This window comes from Blastococcus tunisiensis, from assembly GCF_900112815.1.
Classification (GTDB): domain Bacteria; phylum Actinomycetota; class Actinomycetes; order Mycobacteriales; family Geodermatophilaceae; genus Blastococcus_B; species Blastococcus_B tunisiensis.
The window spans coordinates 76,957-100,349 of sequence record NZ_FOND01000007.1; the positions used below are offsets into that span (position 1 = coordinate 76,957).

The 23,393-nt window shown below is 71.7% G+C and carries 11 protein-coding genes; 4 read left to right on the forward strand and 7 right to left on the reverse strand.

Annotation, left to right across the window (positions count from 1 at the left end):
* Positions 1-159 precede the first annotated feature (159 nt).
* Positions 160-690, forward strand: a complete 531-nt coding sequence (locus BM142_RS24500) for a Clp protease N-terminal domain-containing protein (RefSeq protein WP_092197933.1) — start codon at positions 160-162, stop codon at positions 688-690.
* 559 nt (positions 691-1,249) lie between these two features.
* Here BM142_RS24500 and mobF read toward each other — a convergent pair.
* Positions 1,250-6,892 carry a MobF family relaxase gene (mobF, locus tag BM142_RS10695; RefSeq protein ID WP_092197939.1) on the reverse strand — a complete coding sequence of 1,881 codons (5,643 nt, stop codon included), beginning with the start codon at positions 6,890-6,892 and terminating at the stop codon, positions 1,250-1,252.
* Positions 6,893-7,894: 1,002 nt separating this feature from the next.
* A complete protein-coding gene (locus tag BM142_RS10700) occupies positions 7,895-11,167 on the reverse strand; it encodes an ATP-binding protein (RefSeq protein WP_217640672.1) in 3,273 nt (1,090 codons plus the stop codon).
* A gap of 111 nt (positions 11,168-11,278) precedes the next feature.
* Between BM142_RS10700 and BM142_RS10705 the strand changes: the two genes are divergently transcribed.
* Positions 11,279-12,157 (forward strand): alpha/beta fold hydrolase, encoded by an 879-nt coding sequence (locus tag BM142_RS10705; protein ID WP_092197942.1) that lies wholly within the window; start codon positions 11,279-11,281, stop codon positions 12,155-12,157.
* A 630-nt stretch (positions 12,158-12,787) separates the two neighbouring features.
* On the opposite strand, the gene BM142_RS10715 is transcribed toward BM142_RS10705, so the two are convergent.
* On the reverse strand, positions 12,788-14,548 hold the full coding sequence (locus BM142_RS10715; RefSeq protein WP_092198253.1) for an ATP-binding protein: 1,761 nt from the start codon (positions 14,546-14,548) through the stop codon (positions 12,788-12,790).
* Positions 14,541-15,698 carry an SIR2 family protein gene (locus BM142_RS10720; RefSeq protein WP_092197949.1) on the reverse strand — a complete coding sequence of 386 codons (1,158 nt, stop codon included), beginning with the start codon at positions 15,696-15,698 and terminating at the stop codon, positions 14,541-14,543. The genes BM142_RS10715 and BM142_RS10720 overlap by 8 nt, the downstream gene beginning before the upstream one ends.
* A 311-nt stretch (positions 15,699-16,009) precedes the next feature.
* On the opposite strand from BM142_RS10720, the gene BM142_RS10725 reads away from it, so the two are divergent.
* Positions 16,010-16,543, forward strand: a complete 534-nt coding sequence (locus BM142_RS10725; RefSeq protein ID WP_139228848.1) for a hypothetical protein — start codon at positions 16,010-16,012, stop codon at positions 16,541-16,543.
* On the forward strand, positions 16,540-17,826 hold the full coding sequence (locus tag BM142_RS10730; RefSeq protein WP_092197955.1) for a 3'-5' exonuclease: 1,287 nt from the start codon (positions 16,540-16,542) through the stop codon (positions 17,824-17,826). Before BM142_RS10725 ends, BM142_RS10730 begins: the two co-directional genes overlap by 4 nt.
* Positions 17,827-18,330: 504 nt before the next feature.
* Here BM142_RS10730 and BM142_RS10735 read toward each other — a convergent pair.
* The 3 genes from BM142_RS10735 to BM142_RS10745 all read right to left on the reverse strand — a co-directional run bounded on the left by BM142_RS10735 (position 18,331) and on the right by BM142_RS10745 (position 23,192).
* Complete coding sequence (locus tag BM142_RS10735) at positions 18,331-18,822, reverse strand: ATP-binding protein (protein WP_254790765.1); 492 nt, start codon at positions 18,820-18,822, stop codon at positions 18,331-18,333.
* Between the two features lie 196 nt (positions 18,823-19,018).
* Positions 19,019-20,863: a SpoIIE family protein phosphatase gene (locus BM142_RS10740; RefSeq protein ID WP_254790767.1), complete on the reverse strand. Its 1,845-nt coding sequence runs from the start codon at positions 20,861-20,863 to the stop codon at positions 19,019-19,021.
* 361 nt (positions 20,864-21,224) lie between these two features.
* The gene (locus tag BM142_RS10745) at positions 21,225-23,192 is read right to left on the reverse strand and encodes a sensor domain-containing diguanylate cyclase (RefSeq protein WP_139228849.1); all 1,968 of its coding nucleotides are present in this window, start codon (positions 23,190-23,192) and stop codon (positions 21,225-21,227) included.
* Positions 23,193-23,393 lie beyond the last annotated feature (201 nt).

Here is a 23,393-nt window from a genome sequence, read left to right on the forward strand (position 1 = left end):
TGGGCGTAACAGGTTCGCCTCGCCGGGACAGGGGCCGTGGGACGTCGGTAGCTCAGCCGTGAACCGAGTCACCCATAGTCGTGCTCCTCCCCTCCGACCGGCTCCGTCCTAAGCGTCCGAGCCGAGGTGCCCCGTACCGGATGGCCATAGTCTCGTTGGATGTTCGAGCGGTTCACCGATCGGGCGCGGCGCAGCCTCGTGCTCGCACAGGAGGAGTCGCGTACCCGCGGCCACCGGGAGATCGATGTCGGCCACCTCCTCCTCGGGGCGCTGGAGGCCCACCGGATTCCCGCAGTTGGCGCCGAGCGCCTCGCGGCGCTGCGGCGGGCAGCCGAGGAGAGTCTGACGGGGCAGCGGCGGCAGCGCCGCGGGCGCGCCGGGTACATCCCGTTCACCGCCGCGGTGCAGACGGCGCTGGCGCGCACCGGACAGATCGCGGCCGACCAGGGCCGCACCTCCATCATGGTGGCCGATGTCCTGCTCGCCGTCCTGGAGCAGCCGCCGCTCCCCGCGCTGATCGAACGGGAAGGCCTCGACCTGCCGGCCGTCGCCGGCGAGATACCGGCACCACTGAAAGAGTCGATGCCCGACGACACCGCCCACGGTCAGGACGCGGACGAGCCGATCGTCGTACCTCGGCCCGTCCCGGGCCATCGGGGCGGTGGCCGTTTCTTCGGACGGCGCAGCTGAACGCGGTCGGCTGGAGCGCACTGGGCGGGACCGTCCTCTCCTCCGCCGCGATGTCGCGAGTTGCCTTGCATGACACGAGCTGGCCAATCGTCGTTCGGATCGGCGTGGGTCCTATCGTCGTCCTGGTTGTCCTCGTCACACTCGACCGCCGGAAGTGGCGAGCCATAAAGACGCACCTCTCGTTCAGCGACGACGTGGACCACACCCGCTCGGTAGCCGAGCAGATGGTCACCCAAGGGCTGCCGGTGACGTTCGAGGACCGAGACGGTAGGCCGGAGATCCGCTACAGCAACCGGTACGCCCGGCGGGTACATGCTGCCGTCGAACGTCTGATGGTCACCCCCGCAGTCCTGACGCCCGCGTCGGACCGTCAGTGGGCTGGCTCACTCACTGCCCGTCAAAGGCCGGCCCAATGGAGGAACCTTTAGCGGACTCGTCCCTGGTCGTGGTGGCGGCTACAGCTCGGCCCTGACCTGCGGTGCCCGTATGACCCGTCCGCTGGTGGATCCCGGGACACGGGGGGTCTACGGGCCGTGCTGGGGGTAAACGACCCCCTGCCTCACCGTTCCACGCCGGTGGGTCGGTCACGGTCCTTGCTGAGGGACGGTGGTGCGTCATGAACGTCGGAGCGCCGGTCTGTAGTGGAGTCCGTGGACGGGTAGCCCTGCCGGATGGATGATGGGACCGCTGGCTCTCGCGTCGCCTTCGATGTGGGTGAAAGGTCATCAGCGGTGGTGCGCCTTCCCACTTGGGCGTGCCCAGCGGGGTCTAGTCCCCGGGCGTGGTCGGCGTTCAGGACGGCTTGGTGGACGCTTCCCGGTGGTGTCTGGAGCGCAGCGGTGACCCGGTCGGCGTGGTGCAGCCATCGGGTCGGTGGCAGCGCAGCGATGATCTCGGCAGCGGCGCGGATGGTCGCTGCGGCCCCTGCGGGATCGGCGGGCGTAGCGGTGATCGCACGGTCGATGAGGTGTTCGGCGAGGCTGCCGGACTCATCCAGCAACTCGCGGAGCGCACCTGCCCCGCCGGTGCTCAGGATGTCGGCAGGGTCCGACCCCTCGGCCAGGGATAGTCGGCGGGGGTCGTCGCCGCGGGCGGCGAGCTGCCAGTACGAGCGTTCGGCTGATTGCTCTCCGGCGGTGTCGGCGTCGGTTGCGACGACGATGCCGGACAGCCCGCTAAGGTAGGGGAGCAGTTGGTCGGCTTGCCGGTCGGTGAACGCGGTTCCCAGGGTGGCGACGCCGACGTAGGTGCCATCGCCGGCGAGGGTGGCCGCGATCGCGTCCAGTGGTCCCTCGACGAGCACGGGGACGGCGCCGGCGGCCAGCGCATCGCCGCCTTCGTGCAGGCCGAACAGCTGTGCGCCCTTGCTGAACAGATCGGTGCCGGCAGTGTTCAGGTACTTCGGTCCGGCATCGTCGCGGGCTGGATTGCGGCGGCCGATGAAGCCGTGTACCGCGCCGTCGGGGCCGTGGATGGGGAAGGTGAGTCGGTCGCGGAACCGGTCGATGACGCGGCCGGTGCGCGCTTGGACGCCGAGTCCGGCGGCCAGGATCTCCTCGTCGGTGGCGCCGCCGGCGCGTAGATGGCGGGTGAGCGTGGTCCAGCCGGCGGGCGCGTAGCCGGGGCTGAATCGCGCATCGCCGGTCAGGTCGGTAGCGAGCCGCCCCTGCAGGTAGCCCGGCGCCCAGGAGGCGGAGTAGCGGTCGGCGAAGTACTCGGCTGCCTGCTGATTCAGCTCGACCAAGCGCTGACGGCTGACGGTGGCCGTGGCCCAGAAGTGTTCCTCGAGCAGATAGTCGGCAGGGTCCGACTCGTCTGCGGTCTCGTTCCCGGTGAAGGGGTCGGGCGTCACGTACGTGAGGCCACCGGCGCGGGTCGCGGTGTTGTTCTCCGTGTCGGGAGGCACGCGGTCGTAGTCGGGGTCGAACGGCGGCTCCACGTCCACGTCGAGCGCCGCGATCGGCCCCCGGTCGATCGCCGTCGCCGTCCCGGGATCGGCTGCGGGGGCCAGCAGGTGCACGTCGTCGGGAGGTCGCAGGTCGGCCGGCAGAGGTTCGTCGACCGGGACGGGGGCGGGGTCGGTGAGCATCGAGACCCGGAAGACCAGACTGGCGGCCAGATCGCCCGGTGGCATCCGTGGGCGACCGCGTTGGGGAAGGCCGGTGGCCGCTGCGGTGATCAGCTCGGCCGGATCCCAGCCGCCGCGGGTCCCGGTGGCGACCGCGGCGACCAGGGCCGGCCAGGCCGGGTCGGCCACCACCCGCTGTGCGCGCTCGGGCGTCAGCGCGTCCCCGAGCGCGGCGATCCAGGCCGGCTGCAGCGGGGCAGTGTCGAGTCCTTTGCTGGTGAGAGCAGCGGGGGACAGGTGTGCCGACAGCCGCCACCACAGGGCCGCGGCGGGCAGGTCGTCGGGCAGCGGTCGCTCGCCGGTCACGGCGATCAGCAGGCTGGCGACGTCGACTCCGGCACGGTCGGCGGTGGTGAGCCGATCGACCAGGTCGGTCCAGTGCTCATCGCGGGTGATCCGTGGGTCGACGCTGTCGGCCACCGCTGCCCAGGAGCGCGCTGCCGGGCTCGCCGCTCCCAGCACAGTCGTCGCGCCGGCGTCCAGCCGGCGTTGCTGTCGCCGCTCGGCGGCCGCAAGCTGTGGGGGACCGGTGGGTCGCCGGTCAGCCGGAGGGACGCCAGTCGCGGCCCGCCACACCGCGAGCTGTCCCCGCAGCTCCGCATGTTCTGTTTCGGCCAGCCGTGCCGCCCAGGCCGGTGCCGTGGTCGGCGTCCAGGCCACCGCTTCCTCGATGACTCGGCCGGCGTGGCTCGTGATCTGCCCGGCGCGGGCGGAGAGGTAGGGCCCCCACTGCGGGTGGCCGGCCAGCGATGCCGGGATCGCCGGTAGCCAGGGCAACGGACCAGCGTGCCCACCCTGACCGCTGGTGGGATCCAGGCGCCAGTCCAACACGGCAGCCGGATCGGCGGCGCTGTCCAGCTCGCGGACGCCGGCCGCCTGCCGCAGCGCGGTGACCGGGTCGTGGCCGGCGACGGCGAGCAGCGCCAGGCGGTCACGCAGGGTCGGCCACGCCGGCGACTGGCTGAGTCCGCACCGTACCTGTTCGGCGGCGGCGTCCAGCTTGGCGATGCCCTCTGGACCGAGTTCGGTTTCGGCGGCGACACCGAGGGCGTCCCGGTAGCGGGCCGCGGCGTCGTGCAGCCTAGTTGCGGGGTTGGTGAGGTCGCGGCCGGTGCTCGCCGCGGAACGCGGCGCTCCGTCGCGGGCAAGGGCCGTGGTGAGCAGGTCGGTGGCGGTGGGTGGCCGGACTGCGTGCGGGGTGATGATGGCGTGCGGGTCGCCGTCTCCGGCGGTGGTGACGTACAGGTGGTTGGCGCCGCGGCCGCGGGTCATCGCCACGTACAGCAGCTGCCGAGTCTCGGTACCGGTGACCACGGTGTGGCAGGTGTCGGCGGTGATTCCTTGGGCGCCGTGCACCGTGGAGGCGTATCCGAGCCCCACGTGCTCCCGTACGTAGGCGGCGGGCAAGGTGACCCGGCGGCCGGTGCCGGTGTGCGCAGCGGTGACGGCACCGCTGCGGTGCACCGTGGTCACGGTCCACCGGTCCCCGTTCTTCACCCAGTCCGTGCGGGTGATGGGCAAGGTTCGGTCGTTGCGTCGGCTGACCAGCAGGTCTCCGGTGCTGGCCCGGTTGCCGTCTGCGAGTTCTACCTCCCGGCCGCCGGGCGCGCCGGTCGCGGTGAGTCGGTCGGCGCGGGCGCGGGCGTTCAACCCGGCCACCAGTTCCCGTGTGGGGGCGAGCATCACCGCGTTCACACCGGCGGCGTGGTCCGCAGCCCACGCGGCGTAGGCCTGGTCGGCGGCGGTCGCCTCGTCACCGACGTGCACCCGACCGTGGTCGAGATAGAAGCCCAATCCGGCCGTCTCCCCGGCCCGGATCGCGAGGGTCGCGGCACCTTCGGAAGGGTCGTGGAAGCGGGTCAGCTGGGAGAGGGTGGTCGCGCCGTGGGTGTCGGCGATGTCGCGCAGCGCCCCGCCTGCGGCGACCGAAGCGAGTTGCTGATCGTCGCCGACCAGCCGCACGCTGCCCCCGCGGGCGAGGACGAAGTCGACGGCGGTGGCGAGGTCGACGGTGCCGGCCATCCCGGCCTCATCGACGATGACCAGCGTGCCCGGGCCGATGCCGCTGATCCATCCCGGGACGGCCCCGGACAGCTGACCGTCGGTGCGTAGGTGCCAGGTGAGTTTGGCGAGGGTGTCACAGTGCCCGACCAGCTGCTGCCCGAGTCCGGCCGCGGCCACCGCGGTGGGTGCGAGACCGACCACGGTCCCGCCACCGTCGGTCCACGCCCGGGACAGCACCGCCAGGGCGGTGGTCTTCCCCGATCCCGCGGGGGCCAGTGCCAACTGCACACGAGTGCCGGAGGTGGCCAGCTGGCGCACGAGGTGGGCTTGGCCGGGGTTGAGGACGACGCCGTTGGCCGCGGACTCGAGCAGCGCCCACTCCACGGCCGCGGGCTCGGCCCGGCGGCCGTCGGTGCGCCCGGCGGCGGCCACCAGCAGGTGCTCGGCGTCCAGGATGGCCTGGGAGGTGTAGGGCTGGGAGCCGGCGACGGTGTAGACGCTGGCACCGTCGGAGCGTCGCAGTTGGGCCGGCTCCTCGACCGGATCGCGGTCGCCCAGCGGTATGGAACGGCCGGGGGACAGGGCTTCGGAGGCAAGGAGGGTGACGACGGTGTCGACGTCGCTCGGGGCGATACCGGCGCCGCGGACGACCCGCTCGGCCTCTGCCTGGACGTGCCAGAACTGCCAGCTGGCCCGCTGCCCGGAGACCGTCTCCAGCAGCCGCTCGGCCGCCTCGCGCACCCACGTATCGGTCGTCCGGGGCGGGGGAGTGGGGCGGTGCGGAGCGAGGACGCGGTGGAGCATGCGGGCGATACCGGGTGGCCCGCCGATCAGGCCGATCGCCTCCCGCCGCCACGCTTCTCGCTGCTGCCCCAGGGACCGCGGTTCGTGCTTGGTCTCCCGTGTCTCCAGCGTGGCCTGCTGCGCCAGCCCGATCGCCTCCACCGCCGTCGGCGGGCGTCCGTGATCGGCCTGGAACGCGGCCGCGAGGTCGCCGCGGCGGGCGTTGATCGCCCGCCGGCGGGCCGACCAGGTGGTCAGCAGTCGGGCGTCGACGCCGACGATCTCGCGCACCGGCCGCTTGCCCGCCTCGGTGCTGGGACGGTCGGCGAATGCGACGCCGAGGCCGGCGACCAGGTGGGCTTCGAGGCGGGTGTTGTACCGCTCGGAGGCCGCGACGTTGGCCTTGTGCAGGACTCGCCCGTCCAGCGCCAGCCACTTTCCGTCGCGGGTCTGCACCTTGTTGGACACCGCGACGTGGGTGTGCAGTTCGGGGTCCCCGGCCCGGGAGTCGCGGTGGGTGAACGTCGCTGCGATGAATCCGGTGGTCTCGACCTGCCGGATGCCGGCCGCCCCGGTGCGGGTGAAGCACGCTTCCTTTTCCAGCCAGGTCAGGGTGTCGGCGACCGCGGCCTGGTGCGCTGCCTCGACGCGCTGGGCGATCTCCCTCGGGGCCAGTGCCCAGAGGGCGGACACCGACTTCACCGGGGAGAACGTCAGGTCGTAGCCGGCGACCGCGGTGGTCGCCGGGCGGGACGCGCGGGCGATGAATCCCGACAGCTCCCGCGCATCCACCGGTGGGCGGGCGTGGACCTCGGCGAACATGGCCCGGCCGACCTCGGTGCGGATCCGGGCACGCTCGTCGGCCGGCACCGGCGCGCCTGCGGAGACCCCGGCGGCGGCGTTCACCGCCGCGAACTCGGCCGCGCAACGGGCCCGGAACCCGTCCGCGGCCGGGGCGAAGACCGGGAACGGCCGGCCCAGCGCGGCGGCGGCCGCTGCCTCCCCACGGTCTCGACCGGCGGCGGCAGCCGCCCGTTCGAGTGCGGCGGCGTTGGGATGTCGGCCGTGGCCGAACAGGGCCTGCATCTGCTCTTCACTCACCGGCTGTCCCGGCTCCACGCCCTGCAGCCCGGCCAGCCCGGCACCGGCCCATGTCCCTGGTGACTCGCCCCGCGTCGAGTAGTAGTCGCCGAGGCCGCCATGGCCTCGCTCGGTGGAATCCATCGCCGCGACCTGCCGCGTGAGGTAGGTGTAACCGTCCCCGGCCGACAGCTTATGCAGCGACATCACACCTGGATGGTAGCCGCGAAAACCATTAGTGCATGAGGTGTGTGCCGCTTTCTGGGCTGCTTCTTCGGAGGCCTTCGGAATCTGTTCTCCTGCGGTGGGAGCTTCTGTCTATGGTGGCTGCTTAATGCTTATTGGAGTCGTTGGTTGTGAACGGTCGGGGCTGATTCTAGGCACCGGGGAATTGCGACTGTTGCGCCATCGGGGCATGCATCCCGGTTCCGGGGGAGGTCCCTGATCTCGGCCGTGACGGTGACGGGCTCACCCCGGTCGCCGTGGTCGGCACGGTGGGGAGCGAGCGGCAGTGCGAGCGGGAGTGCGAGCGGGCGCCGTGCCGTGAGGAGAGCCGGCGTGCGGGTGTCCTGCCCGGCGCGGGGTCTGCCAGCACCCCGGTCACGACCCTTGTGGGTCGTGAGCTCGGTCGCCTCGGCGAGGTCCGCGTTGCCGGCGACACCCGCGTGGCCGTCGAAATTGACCCCCCTGGCGTGAACCCGCCCGGCGACAGGGGGTCCGTTTCCAGGCGACGCGGACAGACCGGGTCCCTGTCGATGAAGGCGCACGGCGGACTGGCGCCTTACGAGCCGGCCTCTCAGCTCCGGTGGCCGACAGTGGCACGCTGGGGCACCGCGACCTGACGGGGACAGGCCGCGGTGCGGTGGCGATGTTCGCAGGCCTACGTCGCCGTGGTCCAGGCCGCCACTTCCGCTCAAGCCTCGGCTGGCGAGCGGGACGCCGAAGGAGATCGAGGTGGTGCTCGCTGCGGGAAAACACACGTCTGGCTCGCCGCCGGCCCTGCCACGGGGCACTCCCGCCGTACCCAGGGACGCTCAAGAGGCCGACCGTTCGCCGTTGTCGGGACGGGCACAGACCCGTCGGATGAGGAACACGAGCCCGACTCCGACCACCGTGCCAACGACACCACCGGCAACTCCCTCGGCGTCGCCCATGCGCCCGACAATCGACCCACGCCGACCAGGACGCCGAGCGCAGCAGCCGCTTCGGTCATGTGGGTGGCCGCACGGCTCCATCGTCCCTGACGGTCACAGCAAGCGGCTCCGCGCGGGAGAGCGCAGACGGTGTGCTCCTTCGCGGGGGTGACCCAGTGCGGGAGCCGACCTGCTCAGCCAGCTGCTGCACGTGTCGGTAGTGCTCGGTGGCTGGGTCTCGGCGGCCGAGGAGCGAGGCGAGGTGTCCGAGGTACCGGGAGGTGGGGCCGAGGGTGAGTAGACCGCTGCCGGCGCCGGCGAGCTCACCGGCGGCGGGCAGAAGCCGCTCGCGAAGCCGTACCGCGGCAGCCTGCTCCCCGAGCTGGACCGCCGCCAGTGCGTGGATGCAGGTCCGGGCCTCGTACAACAGGTCCCGGGGTGAGTCCGGCACTGCGTGGAGTGCGGTCAGCGCCCCGTGTCGGTCCCCCTGCCCCAGGAGCACCAGCGGTCGGATCCACGGCTCGAACGGGCCGTAGGTTGCGTGAGTAGCCGGCCGCCCCTCCAGGACGTCGACGCTCAGCAGCGCGAGCGGCAGCAGGCCCTCCTCGAGCCCCGACATCCCCGTGCCGGTCAGCCGCGTCGCAGCCGCCCGGTAGGCCGGTCGCGCCTCGTCGAACCGCCCCAAGGCCGCTAGCTTCATCGCGGCGTACCAGGCGGTGAACACCCCGACGACGGGCAGGCCGTAATGGTTGGCGAGCTCGTCGGCCGCCGCCGCGTGCCGGTCGGCGGTGGCGAAGTCGGCCAGCGCCGAGCGTGCCTGTACGAGGATCAGGTGCCCGAGCACCTCGAAGGCGGCCAGCTCGGGGGAGCCCGACGTCACCGCGACGATCTCTTCCCCGATCCGGGCCCGTTCCGGCGCGAGCCCGGCACGCTGGAAACTTTGCAGGAACCGGCCGTTGAGCCCGGAGGCCAGCAGCGCCGGGTCGCGCAGCGCCCGCGCGATGTCCTCCGCCTCGTGCGCCGCCGCGGCACCCCGGGGCCCTTCGTCCGCCCGCCGCTCCAGCGCGATCGTGATCAGCAGCCGCGCCCGCTCCGCCCGCCGACTGGGAGGCAGCGCCGTCAGGGTCCGCTCGGCCACCTCGACCAGCCGGGTTGACAGGGCCTCGTCGTCGTTGGTGGTCCAGATCGCCGGGACGTCGGAGGCGCCGACCACGGCGGCGGTCAGCACCGGGTCGGCGAGCCGCTCCGCGGTGTCGACGGCGTCTGTCCGGAGTCGTCGGGCCTGGGCCAGGTCGCCGGTCACGGCGAGCGCCCGGATGAGGCCGGTCGTCGCCTCCAGCCGAGCGCGGGGGTCGCCGGCGCTGCGGTCGAGGGCGGTGATCACCCCATGCCACCAGGATGCCGCGGCGTGCGGCGCGGAGCGCTGCTCCGCCCTCTGGGCCGCGATGCGCGTGAAGTGGGCGACCCGGTCGGCCGGCGCTCGGCTGCCGGCCCGTAACAGGTGGGAGGCGATCGTCTCGACGTGGTCCGGCCGTACCGCCTCGAGGATCTTGGCGATGGCGGCGTGCCAGCGGGTGCGCCGCGCGCTGGGCACGTCGTCGTACAGGGTCTCCTGCACCAGTGCGTGCGAGAAGCTCAGCTGGTCGGCGTCCCGTTCGACGAGGAACCCGACCAGCAGTGCCGCTTCCACGCTCTCCAGCACCGCCTCCTCGTCCCCGGAGAGCCGGATCTGCACCTCGAGGTCGACGTCGATCCCCTGGACGGCGGCCTGCCGGAGGTGCGTGCGCGCCCTCTCCGGGAGCCGGGCCAACCGATGCCGGACGACGTCGCGCACGCCGGCCGGCACCGTCGACAGGGCTGCGTCGCCCTCCGCCTCCCGCACCCGGATCAGTTCCCGGGCGAGGAAGGGATTGCCGCCGCTGCGGGTGTGCAGGAGCCGGAGCGGCTCGGGCGCGATCTCCCGGTCGGAGAGGGACTCGACCAGTTCCCGGGTCTGGGCTTCGGTCAGCCCGCCGAGGTAGAGGCGCGTCGGCTCGGCCCGCGCCACCCGGGCCAGCGACCCAGCGAGCCCGGGAGTCACGTCGGTCGAGCGGTGTGTACCGAGGATCAGCACCCGGCCGAGGCCGCGATCGGTGGCGAGCGTGCTGAGCAGTGCGAGCGTCTCCTCGTCGGCCCAGTGCAGGTCGTCAAAGACCAACAGGACCGGACGGTCGGCGGACAGGGTGGTCAGCGCCGACGCCGCGGAGCGGTGACGATGGAACCGGGCGGCAACCGGATCGTCGGCGGAGTCCTCGGCCTCGTCGATCTCCAGCTGGTCCCGCATCTGGGCCCACGGCCAGGCGACCGGAGCGCCGGCCGACTCCGGGCTGGTGCCCCAGGCGACCCTCCACCCGGATGCGGCGAGCCGATCGGCCAGGCGCCGCGCGAGGGCGGTCTTTCCCGCGCCGGCCGCGCCGGACAGGAGCACCAGCCGCGGCGCGTCTGCCGCGGCCGTGCGCGCCGCGGCCTCGAGGGCGGCGAGCTCGTCGCCGCGGCCCACGAACGCCTCCCGCGGCGGCGCTGGTGGCGTCGGCGCAGGCGGCGCGGGGGAGAGCGCCGGGACCTGATCGAGGATGTCGGCCTCGAGGGCGCCCAGCTCCGGACCGGGGTCGACGCCGAGCTCGGTGAGCAGCATCGACCGGGCGCGACGCAGCGCGGCCAGCGCGTCGCCCTGTCGCCCCGCCTGGTACAGCGCAAGGCCCAGGAGCCGCCAGGTGCTCTCGCGCAGCGGGTGGCCGGCGACCAGCGACTCGAGTTCGGGCACCGCTTCGGCCGCCCGGCCGCTCCCGAGGAGCGCTTCGGCCCGGCGGTGCAGCGCCAGCAGCCGCAGTTCCTCGAGTCGGTTCGCTTCCGCCCTCGCCCACGGGTGCTCGGCGAACTCCGCGTACGCCGGCCCGCACCACGGCTCAAGTGCCTCGTCGAGCAGCGAGCGGGCCTCGGCGGCTCGTCCTGCGGCGAGCAGTTCGCCAGCGGAGGCGACGGCGGCCTCGAACCGTTCGGCGTCGACGTCCTCGGCGCGCAGCGCGTACCCGCCGGCGACGGTGACCAGCAGCCGGGACGGCGTCCGCGCCGGCCGGTCTGGCTCCAGGGCCCGGCGCAGCGCGCCGACGAAGGTCTGGACCGCCCCTGCGGCGCCGTCGGGCGGCTTGTCCCACAGGTCGTCGATCAGCCGGGCCAGCGAAACCGTTCGGCCCCGTGCGATGAGCAGGCGGGCCAGGACGGCGCGGTGCCGCGGGCCTTTGAGGTCGACCGGTCCGACTGCGTCTGACGCGGTGACCGGTCCGAGAACCCGGAATGTCACCGCTGGCACGCCGACCACGTTAACCGGCGCGCGCCGTCCGCTCAGTGAGTGCTGATCGCATGCTGATCGGCGTCCCCCACCGTTGTCGGGACGACATCCCCGACCCTCACGGAGTGCACCATGCCCCGCACCATTCCCGGATTCTCCCACCAGCGAATCGCCGGCGCCGACGACGTCACTCTCAACGTCGCCGTCGGGGGATCGGGCAGCCCGATCGTCCTGCTGCACGGCTTTCCGCAGACACACCTGATGTGGCGACACGTGGCCGCCGATCTGGCCGCCGACCACACCGTGATCTGCCCCGATCTGCGCGGCTACGGCGCCAGCGACAAGCCCGAGGACTCGGACGGGCAGATGTACTCCAAGCGGGCCATGGCCACCGACGTCGTCGCCGTCGCCCAGGCCCTCGGCCACGACCGGTTTGCGCTGGTGGGTCACGACCGCGGCGCCCTGGTCGCCATCCGCGCCGGACTGGACCACCCCGACGCGGTCACGCACCTGGCGTCGCTGGACGTGCTGACGAATCTCGACACGTGGGCCGTGCTGCAGGGCCGTTCCGCGACCGTGGCGTGGCATCTCTACCTGATGGCCCAGCCGGCCGGCCTCCCCGAGAACATGATCAGCGGCGCGGCGGACGAATTCTTCGGGTCTTTCCTCGACGCCTGGGCCAACGACCCCGAGGCCATGCCGGCCGACGTGCGCGCGGCCTACCTGGAGGCCTCCCGGGAGGCCATCCCTTCGATCGTCGCTGACTACCGGGCGTCGGCGAACATCGACGTCGAGCACGACCAGGCCGACCGGGAAAATGGAAACCGGCTGCGCATGCCAGTGACCGTGCTGCAGCAGGACTGGGGACCGGAACTCAGCTCGGGGGCGGCCGCCATGTGGCGCGCCTGGGCGCCCGACCTGGAGCACCGGACCGTCTCGTGCGGGCACTTTATGGCCGAGGAAGGCCCCGCGGACGTCATCAGAGCGATCCGCAGCCTGCTTACCCGGTGAGCAGGCGGCCGCCGGGACTCCGCCGCTCCTCCCGGGCGCGCGGGGTCGCGTTCGTTTCCGTGCGCCGATGACGACGGCCACGCGGTGATCCACGACCGTCCCATCGCGCAGCGACTCGTGATCGCAGTGCCCCTGGGCATGGCGGTCGGAGCGGCGACCTCGGCGGCCCGGCGGTCGCGGGGCTGACCAACGCCGTCGGCCCGTGGGCTGTGCCGCCGTTTCACGCCGGTGCGACGGGGGGCGACCGTCGGTCGGCGCCGTCCCCGGCATCGCCGCGAGCGTTCCGGAGGTCGCGGGCTACGGGTCCCCACGCCACGCGAGCGGTGACAGCGCACATGCACGAGGCGAGTCGGCGCTCACGCTTTCCTCGGTCAGTGCGTGTGACCAAGGAGCCGCGCCGACAGTTTCGTTCTTACCCGCCCCACCGGCTGTTGGGTTTCGCGTCCAACACTTGAGCGATGTACTGACCCCTGGACTGCCCAGGTGCGGTGAACTGTTCCCATACATCTGGTGGGCAAGCTGAGTATGCCCACTCCACACCGTCAGGAAATCGGACGAGGATGGTTTCCGTTTCGGGCACGTAAGCCTCGGAGATGATGCGGTTCGACCCGTCGACCGGTGTCCACTCGATCACGAGTCGGAATCGTACGCGCCTCGCCACGCCGCAATCGCTGCAGTCACGTCCGGGACTGTCGGCTCCGCCCGCCACGAGGCGAGGGAGGGATCTTCGGCTCGCGGCAGGGGCTCGGGCAGGTCTACGAGGGCCCGGGCCGGCAGCACCAGCGCTTCACCGGTGACGATGGCTTCCCCCGTCCGCAACGACGGCAATACGGCGGCCAGGCCGGCCACGCTGTCGGGCAGCGCGGCACGGATCTTCGCCTGGTCAGCCGAGTTGCTCAGCCGCAGCGCGATCAAGGTCCCGCACTGGGCCAGCGCCGTATCAGGCAGCTCGGACGGGCGTTGTGTGATCAGAACCAGCCCGATGCCGTACTTTCGCCCTTCACGGGCAATCCGGTTGACCGACTCCCGGGCGATGGGTGCCGCCGCTGCTCCGAGGTACCGGTGCGCTTCTTCGAGGACGATCAGGACAGGCCGGGGACGCCCGACGCCGGGTTGGTCGACGGGCGTGCGGACCGCTACTTCGAAGAGCAGGTTGAGGACTACCCCGATGGCCAGTTCGCTCGCCTCGGCGGGGACCCCGCTGAAGTCAAGAACCGAAACCGGGCGTTCGTCTCCCAGCCACGAAGCGAGCACGTCCACCAGCGGGTCCACACCGGCCGGATCCCCCTGGGGTTCCTGGAAGAACCTGAGGCGGGGATCGAGCAGTCCGAGGCGCAACAGCTCCGGTGTGCTGCCGAAGACGCCGTGATGGGGGCCCTTGAAGGGAGCAGCCCCGCCCTGCGAGTACGGCCGAAAGTGGGCCGGTCTCAGCTCGGCAGGGGATCCCGCGTTCTCCTCGCACGCCGTATCCGGATCTTTGGCGACCTGGCGGGTCTCGTTGTTCTCCCAGTCGAGACGATGCCAGACCCTGCGGAGGTCGAAGGGGACCGGGGTGTCGGCGGTCACGGCGGCGGGGTCCAGGCTCAACCATGAAGCTGCATCGACGAAGTCCCGGCGGGCTTGAGCGACCAGCTCCTCGAAGCGGCTGCGAAGGGTCGCGCCACCGGAAGAGCCGGCGAAGACCCGCAAGATGTCCCCGGCGGGCAGCGCCCAGTACGGCACGCGGAGACGCCGGTCGCCCGATGCCAGCACCGACCGGATCGTGGCATCGTCGCCCAGTGCTCGTGCGTACTCGCCGTGTGAGTCGATGACGACGATGTTGGCAGCGGCCCAGCCGCCGCGAGCGAAGCGCTGGAGCACGGCGCTGACGGCGCTGGTCTTGCCGGCGCCCGTCGAGCCGACGATGGCGGCGTGCCGTAGGACGAGGCGCCCGGCGTCGAGGCACACCGGTACTTCTTCGGCGGCGGCCAGCCGTCCGATGCGGAGGTGTTCGTTGTCCGCTCCCGGGAACACCGTCCGCAGGTCGTCGGCGGTGGCAAAGTGCACGGGGTCGTCGAGGCCGGGATAGGAGCCCACGCCGCGCTGGAAACGCCCCGTGGCCCGGGCTACTTCGCCGAGCAGTTGAATCTGCAGCCAGCGTTCCCCTGTCTGGACGACCTCGCCCGGGGCGGGCGCCTCCGACAGTTCGGAGATCCCGAGGAGGCTGACCTGCCCGATGAGATCCACCAGCCCCTGAGGTATGCGAACGATCGACCCGATCTGTCCGACCGGCTGCAGTCGACCCCGGTAGATGGGTGCGACACCCGCGAGGTCGGTGCTCAGGGCCACCGTCACCTGCGCGCCGAGGACGTGCCTCACGACACCGATGCAGGTTGGGTCGCGTTCAGGCATGGGCACCTTCTGCAGCCTTCGCCAGCAGGTCCGCCAGCCGGGCTTCCAGCTCCCCTTCCGGCGGCGAGCTGCGCGCCAGAAAACTGGCCAGGTGCCGGAAGTCGCCGAGTGCGAGGCGGCCGTCGCGCCACAGGTCGGCCGGGGCCTCGCTCGGCGCTTCCCAATCGGCCCGGACGCCGCCCAGGACCGCCTCCTGGGCACCTACCGCCTGCAGGTTCGGCGTCGTCAATGCCCGGTCGACCAGCTCATCGGGTATCGCGTCGAAGCACAGCGCGATCAGCTCGGAGCGTGGCCGACGCCGAGCGGCGTCGAACAACACCTCGTTGAGGTGAGCGTCACCGAAGGAGTAGCCGCTGATGATCATCAGCGTCTCCGGATGATTCAACGCCCGACGCAGTCGATCCTGGAGAACCACGAAAGGAACGCGACGGGACTCGTCGTATTTTGCGTCCGAAGGGTAGATCGCGGCCGGCTGAGCGTCAGCAACGGGTGCGCCGACCCGGACCACCTCAGCGCGTTCCCCACCTTCCCAGGCCCAGTGCACCGAGCCATGGAGTTTCCACAGCCGTACCAGGAAGGCGGGGAGCCATTCATCAGCGTCGGACGGCGCGGACTCAACGAGGTCCACACGAAACCGGGCTCGCAGCGCACCGACGAACCCGTCGAAGTACGGGACACCGAGCGCCTCGAGCGCACTCTCCAGCAACAAGTCGTAGTTGACCGTGAAGAGCTCCACCGGGAGGTGGTAGTTCGCGCGGGCCGCCCAGGCCGCGAAGCGCAAGGTCGGATCGATGTCAGCGTTGGCGATGTCGAGGGCGCTGACAACGAGCCGGCAGACCGCCAGGTCCAGGGCGCGTGCCTCGGCCGCACCGAGTCCGTCCACCGTGTCGTCGCCGCCATCCAGCAGCACGGCGATGCGACGCAGCCGACTGAGCGCGGCTTCGAGGTTACGGCCGGCAAGCTGGCTTTCGAAGGCGGTTCGCTGTTCGGGGTTGAGACCCTTCAGCACAAGTGTCTGCAGACCGGCGACATCGGGGAGCCCGCACGCGCGGGATGCCCCAGCACCGAGGAAGGCGCATACATGTCGTGATCGGGCTGCCAGCTTCGCGCTGATGCCGTTGGCGAACGGCATGACTGCGTGGCCGGTCATCGCGCCAAGTCTACGTGCGGTGCCCTGGACCACCCCTGCGCCCTCTCAGCTGTCGATCTTGCTTGACGCTGACGTGGCCGGGTGGGGAGCGCCGACGGCGGGTGGCAACTCCCGAGGTTGGGAGGGGCTCCGTCTCCAGCTCGTGGTGGGTCGGCGCCCCCAGGGGCGACCTTGAGACGGTGTGACGACGGTCCGGGGTAGCGCCTTTCCTGTTACGCGTGAGGCCGGTGGGAACCGCACGATCGAATGGCTAGAAACCGCCTCGTCTCGTATGGCACCGTGCAGGCTTGTGTGCGAACGGGGGAGCGGGGATGCGCGGAATGGTCGTGGTCGACCAGCCGGTCGAGGAGCGAGTGGTCGTCTGGCACGTGAGCGTGGGCGACGGTCTCGAGTCGTCGATGGCGGGGGCGTGGGTGCTTCCCGCCGACGACCCGAGGATTGAGGGGCTGGTCGTCGGGCGGCTGCTGGTCAGCACGCCGGGGGCCGTCGCCCGGTTCGGCTCCGGTGCGGACCTCGCCGCGCTGGCAGCCGCGATCGACGCGGAGACCGCACGGCTGGACCGGGCGTTCGCCGACCACCTGGCCACCCTGTCGCGGTCGCGGCGCAGTCTGGTCCGGCCCCGGTGGCCGTCGACCACGGAGACCGCGTCGGGTCGACACTCCGGTGACCCGTTGGCGGCGGGGACCCTCGCGCTGGCCCGCCGGGTCTCCGATCTGCTCGACGCCTGGGACGGCGTGGAGAAGGAGCGCCTGGCCCGCCCGTTCCTGATCACTTTTGGTGGCGGGAGCGCGCGCAGCTTCCCGCCAGGCTGGCCGACCACTACGAACAGCGAGGAGCCGTCATGAGCGTGGCCGTCGTGGACCTGGAGACGACCGGGGTCTATCCCAGCGTCGACCGTGTCGTGGAGATCGGCGTCGTCCTGCTCGACGACGCCGGTGAGGTGGAAGAGGAGTTCTGCACTCTCGTCGATCCGGGTCGCGACGTCGGCGCGACGTCGATCCACGGCATCCGGGCCTCGGACGTTGTCGGCGCTCCCGCCTTCGCCGAGGTGGCGCCGCACGTGTCCGCGCTGCTGTCCGGCCGGGTGGTCGTGGCCCACAACGCCCTGTTCGACCTGCGCTTCCTCGCCCGCGAGTTCGCCCGTGCCGGTCTGCCGGTGGCGCTGTCGCCGGTGCTGTGCACGATGCGGCTGGCGGGGTTCTTCGACCGGTCGTTGCGCTCGCTGGCCACCGTCTGCGAGGCGCTGTCCATCGCGCACGAGCAGGCGCACGCCGCGCTGGAGGACGCGCGGGTGACGGCGCTGGCCCTGTGCCGGCTGCGTGAGCTGTTGGGTGACGCGGTGATGGTCGACGCCGTGCTCGCCGTGGACTTCGACCCCGACGGTGCTTACCTCGGCTCCGGCGGGCTGTACCGGCGGGACTGGGCGGGCGTGCTGGCCGAGGTGTCGGCAGGCCGGCGGCCGGGCGCGGGGCCCTGCCGCAGCGTGACCCGGTCTCGGGCGGCGGCCGTCCGCCGCGACCGCGACGGCTACCTGGCCAGGCTCGTGTCGGCGATGCCGGAACTGGCGGCGGCGCCGGTGACGATGGCACCCTACCTCGGCGTGCTCGACCAGGTGCTCGAGGACCGTCTGGTCAGCGTCAGCGAGGCCGACCAGCTCGTGGGCCTGGCGGGGGAGCTCGGATGCGGGCCTGGCCACGTCCAGGCCGCACACCGCCTCTACCTCGACGCGCTGGCCACCGTCGCCCTCGCCGACGACATCGTCACCGACGCCGAGCGCCACGACCTCGACCGGGTCGCCGTCCTGCTGGGACTCGGGCCCGGCGACGTCGAGGTCGCCCTGACCATGGCCCGGTCTGGCGCGCGGGTCTCCGTCCCTCGCCGGTCTCGTGGCTTCTCCGCCGGAGACTGGATCTGCTTCACCGGCGAAATGTCTCGCCCGCGGTCGGCCTTCGAGAATGCCGCCCGCGCCGCCGGACTCCAGCCGATGAATGCCGTGTCCGGCAAGACGGACGTCCTCGTCTGCGCTTGTCCCGACTCGCAGTCGGGTAAGGCGCGGAAGGCCCGTGCGCTAGGCGTGAGGGTCATCGGCGAGGCGGTGTTCTGGGACGCCGTCGGGCACGTGAGCTGACGCTCGGCGGGAGAGTCCGGCCTCGCCGGTCTTTTCACACGGTGAGGACTACATCCACCACTCAACGGGACGTCACCTCTGCTGGCGCTGGGCCTCGAAGGCCCACCTTCTGGTCAGCGTCATCGATACGGCTAGCGATGAATCGATGGGTAGTTCCCGGACTTCTGGTCCCTGCCGGATGACCTGGTTGCGCTGTTGACGGCACTCGTCGGGGTCGACGTCGGGCCGGGAGGGAAGGCCAGCCGAGCCCTGCCGGCGTCATGAAGCACGGGCCGACTCTGGCGTCAGCTTTCCGCAGCGGTCCGATGGCGCGCTGGGCAGAAGCCTTCCTGACGGTTCTCGACCGCGAGGAGACTCACGCCGAGCGACGCGACATCGCTGGACGATCAGCGGCAGAGGGTTCGATGAACAGCTGGTGCCGTGGTCGACGAGGTCATGGCGCCGTTCCTTGGACGCCGCTGACTCGGCGCTCTCGATCGGCGTCCGTCGAGCGCGGCGCGGGGTCTAGGTGCAGTAGGCCCACACGTACTTGCGCTCGGCGGTAACGAGCCAGCCGTGGGTGGTGGTGAGCCGGGCGACCAGGAACAGCCCTAACCCGCCGAGAGCGGGATCGCGCCCTATGGCCAACTCTGGCGCGTGTTCGGGCTGCGAGTCGCTGACCTCGATCAGGAGCCCGTCGGTGGCTGCAACGACGCGCGCTCGCACCGGTGGCCCACCGTGGCGGAGTCCGTTCGACGCCAGTTCCTCGACGGCGAGGAGGAATCGCTCGCAGCGAGCGTCGTTCATCACCACCGATTCGGCGTCGACGAGGCGGCGTACGTCGGCTCGCACGAAATGCAGGTCGGCAGTCGTCGACAGCTCCCACTGCCAGCTCGGGCCGCCGAGCTGCGGGGGTGGTCGCTGTGTCCAGGTGTCGTCCATAGCCTTCAGTTCAACTTGGGCGCCGTCGGAAAAGGGCGCTGCGCTCGCCGCCCAGGGAACCAGCCGATGCCCCATCGCGCGACCCCAGCGAGCACATCGATCGATGACTGCGCGGGTCGCCGGACTGGCCGCCACGCCGAGGGCACCCGGTAGAGCGCCGGCCACAGCGGCGCAGGTTCCCTTGGATGACCTGGACAGTCAGCTCACGGCTTTCCTCTGGTGGGTCCACCACCGCGACCCTGCTGCGCCCAGTCGGCACCGGTTGCCCGGGTCAGGTTGGTGGTTCAGGTGGGACATTGGGTGGGGTGCGGTTGGGTCCGGCCTCGGCTGGGCGGGGCGCGTTCTGGGGGTGGAGGCGGACGGCGACGAGAGCGACGTCGTCTTCGGGGCGGTCGGGCAGCAGACGCGTCAGCAGGTCATCACACAGCTGGTCGAGGTCGCGGCCGGCCAGCTCGGACAGGGTGCGCCGCAGGCGCTGCAGGCCGTCGTCGAGGAGCTGGTCGCGGCGTTCGATCAGGCCGTCGGTGTAGAGGAGCACGACCGCATCCCGGTCCAGGGTGATCTCGGATTCTCGGCGTGGGGTGCCAGGCTCGACGCCGAGGAGCAGGTCGGGACCGTCGCCGGTGAGCAGATCCACCCGGCCGTCGGGATGGAGCACGATCGGCGGGGGGTGTCCGGCGTTGGACCAGCGCAGCCGGGTGACTCCGCGGCGCCGTTCGCCGGAGGTCTGCTCGAGTCGGGCGACGAGGGCGGTGGCAAGCGTGTCGACCTGCAGGGTCTGCATCACCCGGTCCGCCTGGGCAAGCAGCGCGGCGGGACGGCGGTTGGTCTGTGCGCCCAGCGTCCGCACGATCGTCCGAATCTGGCTCATGTCGGCGGCGGCGGCGACGTCGTGGCCGACGACGTCACCAATGACCAGAACGGTGGCACCACCGGGTTGCAGAAAGGCGTCGTACCAGTCCCCGCCGACCTGGGCGGCCCGCGCCGCCGCCGTGTACCGCACGACGACCTGCAGATGGTCGGGCTCGGGGGGTGCGGTCAGCAGCGATCGCTGGAGGGTCTCGGCGACGTCGCGCTGCTGGTCGAAGAGCCGACGGTTGTCCACGGCCAGCCCGGCGCGGGCGGCGGCCTCCTGTGCGGTGGCCAGGTCCTCGGCGCTGAAGTCTGGACGATGCTGCCCGGTGTACAGCGACAGCACGCCCACGGTGCGTCCCCGGGCACGGAGGGGCAGCAGGACGCCGTGTCGGGGGGCCAGCTGCGCGATGAGGTCGGCGGCCTCACCCGGGTGCAGCAGCGCCCGGACCGACCGCCCGGCGTCGGGTGGAATGCGCACCGGCCCCGACGCGGTCAGGGCACGATGCAGGTACGCGCCGGGCGTGGTCGCGGCCAAGCGGATGGCGGTGTAACGCTCGAGGAGCGGACGCATCGCCGCCTCGGCATGCCAGCTGGCGACGTCCCGCAGCCCACGGAGGAAGCCGGCGCGAGCGTGGTCGTCGACGAGGGTGACCATGCACCAGTCGGCCAGAGTCGGGACCATCAGCCTCGCCAGCCGAGTCACCGCCTGCTCGGCGTCCAGGTGTTCGGTCAGCTCGCCGGCAACCTGGCTGAGCAGTTCGGCGCGGCGTGCCGCCGCGTCCGCGGCCTGCTGCTCACTGCGGCCGGCCGTGACGTCCCAGGCCGCGCCCAACAGCCGGACGGCGGTGCCGGCCTCGTCGCACAACACCCGGCCGCGGGCCTGAATCCACCGCAGCCCCTCCTCGGCCAGCTGGATGCGGTACTCGGCCGCGTAGTCCCCACAGCTGTCGATCGCCTCCTGCAGTAGTTGCCCAACGCGAGGGAGGTCCTCCGGATGCAGCCGGGCGTTGAATCCCTCGAGGGTTTCGTCGAAGGAGTGCGCGTCGTAGCCGAACATCTCCAGCAGCCGTTCGTCCCAGCTCAGTCTGCCGGTGACCAGGTCCCAGTCGAAGGTGCCGATGCCTGCGGCGGTGACGGCCAGCTCCAGCAGGGTCCGCTGCGCGTCGCCGTCCTCGGCATCGAACTCCAGCTCGGCCTCGGCCGGCACCAGGCCGTCGGCCGTTCGTGTCCACTCGCCATGGTCCCGGCGCCCGTGCGTCACAGTCAGCTCTCCACGCCTCGTGTCGCGGGCGCCAACAGCCCGAGATAGACCCATTGTGACCGCCTAAACCCATCGGGTGATGTGACGTGCATCACAACTAGCCCTCCATGCCACTCCCGACCTCCGAGTCGTCGGAGGAGTAGCGGCCGGACCGTGTTGAGCATGGTTGAGCTGCTCATGGCTTGCTCACTGCGGTCCACGATGTAGGGCCGCCACAGGTGCCGATGGGGGCGCTGACGGCGTGGACCAGGCGGGTGCAGGGCCAGCACGTCTTGTGCTCGTGGATCCGGCCCGGCCGTAGTCTCCGCGGAGCGGCGCTGTCCCGGCTGCGTGGAGGCACCGCCGAAGCGCGGGATGACGCTCAGCCGCGCTGAGTCACGGGCTCGGCGAAGAGTTGTGCCCGGCCGCGTCCGTTGTTCTTCGCCCGGTACATGGCGGCGTCGGCCTGAGCAAGGAGTCTCTCCGGATCATCGCCGGCATGCTGGGCGAGTGCGATTCCGACGCTGACGGTGATTGCGAGGTCCAGGTGGTTCACGGTGATCGGCGTCCGGAACGCGTCGATGATGCGCTCGGCGATGGCCGATGCATGGTCGGCGTCCACGACGTGCTCGCAGAGGACGGCGATCTCGTCTCCGCCGAGGCGGGCAACGGTGTCCTCGGGGCGGAGCGCGTGGGTGACCCGTTCGCCGATCGCGCAGAGGACCTGGTCGCCGGCGTCATGCCCGTACCGGTCGTTGATCTGCTTGAACCGGTCGACGTCGAGGAACATCGCCGCCACGGGACCGGGGTGCCGTTCCAGCCGAGCCAGGGCGTGCCGGAGCCGCTCGAAGAACAGCGTTCGGTTGGCCAGCCCGGTGAGTGGGTCGTGCAGGGCCTCCCGGCGCAGCCGGTCGGCTTCCCGCGCGGCGGTGACGTCATGGACCACTGCGAGTCCCCCGACGACCTGCCCGGTCTCGTTGCGGAGGGGGGAGTAGGCGGCCGTGAACCAGCCCTGCACTCCGGTCTCGGGCACGTCGAAGTAGCGCTCCCCGGTGCCGACGTGGTCACCGCCGAGCGTGGTCCGGAAGATCCGGTCGTCGCCGGACTCCACGATGGAGGGAAAGCGTTCGAAGGCCACCTGCCCCAGGACTGCGGCGGCCGGGACACCGGTGAGCGCTTCCATTGCCGGGTTCCACAGGGTGTAGCGGAAGTCGGTGTCGAAGGCGAAGATGCAGTCCGAGGCGCTGCGGACGAGACGCTGGGAGAATTCCCGCTCGCGGTCCAGGGCGTCCTGGGTCTCTCGTTCGGTCTCCGCGAGCCGGATGCGTTCCAGGGCAATGTCCAGCAGGGTCGCCAGTGACCGCACCCGGAACAGTTCCGTCTCGCCGAAGAACGGTGTGTAGGGGCTGACCCACACCGACAGCCGGCCGGATTGAAGCTCGAAGTCCACGCGCCGGGGTGAGCCTGCGGCGCCATCAGGGTGGGTGGCCGCGCGGCCGTGCGTGCGGGCGTCGGTCACGTCGCCGTAGGCGGCCACCACGCCGTGTTCGGCGTCGGTCACTGCGGCGCCGCGGCCCCCCACAACCCGCACCAGATGAGGCAGCAGCACGTCGGTGATCTCGGCTCGGCTGGCGGCCGCCACCAGGCTCTGCACGGCCTGGTCGAGGTCGGCCTCGTCGGAGTGCCGCCAGGACGCCAGCAGGAACCGGGGAGGCGTCAGCCCGGCCCAGAACAGAACCGTGCTGAGCACGGCCAACGACTGCACCACCAGCGCCGGCCAGTCGCCGGAACCTGCCCGCGTGGTGCCGGCGGTCAGGATGGCGATGCTGAGCCCGAGCGACGCGTACGCCAACAGGCGCATGCGCCGGCGCACCAGGTTCGCCTGGCCCCGGCCGGCGACCCACAGTCGCGCCGCGACGAGGGCGGACAACGCCGTCCACAGCAATAGGGCCGCCGCGATGTACCAGATCGACCATCCCGGGGCCGGCTCACCGGCTTGTCCGAGCGGCGGCAGGGCCAGCGTGACCACGGCGAGCAGCAGGGTGGCCCCTGTCGCCGGGGCGTCGATCAACCTCGGCATCCCGGTGAAGGCGGCCGCGAAGCGGTGCAGGCAGTAGGGGAAGCAGATGAGCGCGGCGATGCGGACTTTGTGTGCCCAGGCGACCGCGGCGCCTCCGGTGTCCGGCAGCAGCAGCCCGGAGGTGGTCACCAGCGCGAGCAGGGCGAAGCTCACCGCCGCCCACTTCGCCGGCGCATCCCGACGTTGCCGCCACTGAGCCAGCGATGCCGCCGCCAGGCCGAGGAAGAGCAGCGTCGCGAGAGCGCGTAGGAGGCCGATCACCGTATCCACGTCGTGACGCGCACCTCTCTGCGCGTACCGCGCGTGTGCCCCGTCGGTCCGGGAGCCAGCTGCTGTGGGGAGCGCCCATCGGTTCCCGGAACCCGGGACGGGTGCTCGGTCGAAGCGCGACTGCCGCCCCGGAAAGAGCGAGGTGCGCTGTCAAGCTTCGTCACCCATCGTATGCGATCCGTTACGGCATTGGAATGGGTT